Here is a 2800-nt window from a genome sequence, read left to right as displayed (position 1 = left end):
ATTGATGTAATAATTTATATCTCCTTTGATGAAATTTAAAAATGATATTTCATTATACAGAAAACCCCAAATATAATGTATTAGAAAAACCAGAAGCTATCTGCATATTTCAAATAATGTTAAAACGGTTCCCAGACTCATAAGTATAATTGAGCCTAACAAGCATAAAATTCCACAAACAACCCATTGAGGGATGTTAATGCCATCCTCTTAAAATAATTTTCAACCAAAAAATTATTAACTGTAGTTATTTTTAATGCTATTATTAAATAGTATATACTAAAAGTTAATATAATCGCTCGTTAGTCAAACTGGTTAAGCGTGAAACTGTTAGTTATAATCTTGCAAGAACTATTGAAAAGGTAAAGAAAATGAAATTAATCAAAAAACTTCATAATTTAATCAAGCATAATTATGAAAACGGCAAATATATAAATAAAAAATATACGTATAACAATACAAAAATTAATGTCTCTGACTATAAATTAGGGCAAAATAAAGCTTTAAGTGATTTTGACCACGGTAAGTTTTTCAAAATATATCCACAAACAATAATAGAAATTCTTAATTCATTATTTAAAGGAAAATTTGATGAAATCTTAAATTTCATCAAAGGATACAATGAAACCAAAAGTAATATAAAAAATAATAGTTAGTAATAATTGCCAAGCGGTTCAATAAAGTTTTGTTGTCTAATTTTGCGTTTGAGTTTAAAATTCACTAGTCAAAAAGCATTTTTTAAGTTAAAAAATGCTTTTTGACTATTCTCTTTTAGATAAAATTTTTCCTTGTGTTTCTTAAAATGCTACTTATATAGTAATTTTTATCACTTTAATTTAAAGCTAATTCTTTTTTCGCATTTTTAATTAATTTAATGGCTTCATTGAAGTCACTAAGATTAACCTCACACTTCTTACCGTCACGCTCTACTGCATGAGAACTTGCATAAATAACTATATTCAACAAATCGCCACCTGAAAATCCATCAGTATTTTCTAAGATATTGTTCATATCATCTGTAGAAAGATTAATTGGTAATTTTGCTGGAATTAATTTTTCTAATATAGCTCTTCTTGCACTTAATGAAGGTAAAGAAAATTTAATATTCCCAATAATTCTTCTTAAAAAAGCTGGATCGTAATTCTTTCCAAAGTTTGTAGTAAATATAGTAATCCCACTAAAATTATCTAATTCCAAAAGCATGACTGACTTAGTCAAGTTAACAGCATGATCAGTACTTTTAGTTACACTATCTAATCTTCTTCCTAATATCGAATCTGCTTCATCAAATATTAATATAGCATCTTCTTTTTTTGCTTCTTTAAATAATAATTTAATGTTTTTAGGAGTTTCACCAACGTATTTAGATTCAATCTCTGCATAGTTAACTTTAATTATCTTTTTTCCCATTTCTTTAGCAATAGCTTCAGCTGCAAAACTTTTGCCAGTACCTGGTAAACCATATAGGTTTATAACTGTTCTTCCTCCACTAGAATCTATTTCTCTAAGTCCAAATTTATTGTATAACAAATCATAATTATCAATTTTGGAAATTAAACTTTTGATTTGATTCAATACATCATTTGAAACAATTAAGTTTTCTAAACTTCTTTTAGGTTCTTCAACCTGAAAAGGCAAATTTGATTCTTTTAAATTTAGTGGTCTTGTTTTTCTCTCACCACTTCTATCAACTTTTGTCATACTTAGTATCTCTCCAATTATAATTCATTGTCTAGGGTCTCTTTGTTCTCTTCGATCCACTGATTTTCAAGTTTATCTACATAGCAATCAATTGATGCATGTAGGAAGTCTGGTAGGTCTGGATCTATTTTCTTAAATTTGTTTTTAAATTTAGTATCTACAAAATACATTTCATTTAATCCTCTTAGTAATTCTATACTTGGATCATAAAAATTACTGAGAAATTCATGCCATCTAATCATAATTTGTTGAACATTATCGCTATCTGGATCTTCATTTTTTAATTTTGCAAGATCTACAAAAATGTCATTACCTTCTTGTAAGATAGCATCTTTTTCTTTTTTACTGTAACTATTCCAGTTACGTTTAGACTGCTTTATTTCTTCATCACCATATCTGTTACTAATATTTTTTTCTAATTTTTCACTCATATTTACACTACCTAACTTAAAAATATGTTGACTTTATTAAAATCATTATTAGATTCATCTACAACAATGTATATTTAACATTATAATATTTTTTATCTTTCCCACCTAAAGCTCTTGACTCTGTTATCTCAGTACCATCAGTAACTATGTCCTTAATGTCGTCAGGATTAGTAACTGCAGTAGCAATTTGGACGTCATTATAATTAAGCCTTTTATCATCACGATTACCACTAACGGTTGGAGCAACAGCTACATCTTGAAATCCATTGCTTTTATCATCCTTTGTATATATAGCTCTATAATAACGCCCCTTAAATTTAAATGTCTTCCCTTCTTTAAAAGCATCTTTTCCAAATTTATCAGAATCAGCTTGATAAGCCTTATCACTTAAAAATCCATTCCAATTCTCCTGATAGTTTTCTTTAGAGGGCATATTTATCAGCTCTTTTCGTCAGTATTATAAATTATTTTAATATCATTAATATTAGATTTACCATCCTTAACAGGCAACTTATCAAACGTATCAAGATCAGGCTTCCATCCATCCATTCTATAAGTAAGTCTATGTTCACTATCATCTAGACCATTTATTATCATTGGAAATTCAACAGTTCCCATTGGTAAAACAAAATAGTTTCCAAATTTAATTTTTTTTACACCAGCATAAT

Annotated in this window: 5 protein-coding genes; 1 reads left to right on the top strand and 4 read right to left on the bottom strand. The window is 27.5% G+C overall.

Translation table 11 applies throughout. The features are described 5' to 3' along the window. Positions 1-371: 371 nt before the first annotated feature. A complete protein-coding gene (locus tag B808_RS04285; RefSeq protein WP_009166830.1) occupies positions 372-656 on the top strand; it encodes a hypothetical protein in 285 nt (94 codons plus the stop codon). A 175-nt stretch (positions 657-831) separates the two neighbouring features. Here the strand turns inward: B808_RS04285 and B808_RS04280 are convergent, their stop codons facing one another. The 4 genes from B808_RS04280 to B808_RS06620 form a co-directional block, all read right to left on the bottom strand. Continuing rightward, positions 832-1701 (bottom strand): ATP-binding protein, encoded by an 870-nt coding sequence (locus tag B808_RS04280; RefSeq protein WP_009166831.1) that lies wholly within the window; start codon positions 1699-1701, stop codon positions 832-834. A gap of 17 nt (positions 1702-1718) precedes the next feature. Beyond that, positions 1719-2132: a TipAS antibiotic-recognition domain-containing protein gene (locus tag B808_RS04275; RefSeq protein ID WP_009166832.1), complete on the bottom strand. Its 414-nt coding sequence runs from the start codon at positions 2130-2132 to the stop codon at positions 1719-1721. A gap of 58 nt (positions 2133-2190) precedes the next feature. Further along, on the bottom strand, positions 2191-2565 hold the full coding sequence (locus B808_RS04270) for a hypothetical protein (RefSeq protein ID WP_009166833.1): 375 nt from the start codon (positions 2563-2565) through the stop codon (positions 2191-2193). A 5-nt stretch (positions 2566-2570) separates the two neighbouring features. Beyond that, on the bottom strand, positions 2571-2800 hold a 230-nt coding region (locus tag B808_RS06620; RefSeq protein ID WP_035422158.1), incomplete at its 5' end, for a hypothetical protein.

Origin of the sequence: Fructilactobacillus florum 8D, assembly GCF_000512295.1 — a bacterium.
GTDB classification, from domain to species: Bacteria; Bacillota; Bacilli; order Lactobacillales; family Lactobacillaceae; genus Fructilactobacillus; species Fructilactobacillus florum.
Note: the sequence above shows the minus strand (reverse complement) of the source record. Positions and strands in the feature narration are given on the sequence as shown.

Excerpts from the sequence above, each read along its gene's own strand:
- B808_RS04275 (WP_009166832.1), bottom strand. The coding sequence starts at position 2,132 with ATGAGTGAAAAATTAGAAAAAAATATTAGTAACAGATATGGTGATGAA.
- B808_RS04270 (WP_009166833.1), bottom strand. The coding sequence starts at position 2,565 with ATGCCCTCTAAAGAAAACTATCAGGAGAATTGGAATGGATTTTTAAGT.
- B808_RS04280 (WP_009166831.1), bottom strand. The coding sequence starts at position 1,701 with ATGACAAAAGTTGATAGAAGTGGTGAGAGAAAAACAAGACCACTAAAT.
- B808_RS04285 (WP_009166830.1), top strand. The coding sequence starts at position 372 with ATGAAATTAATCAAAAAACTTCATAATTTAATCAAGCATAATTATGAA.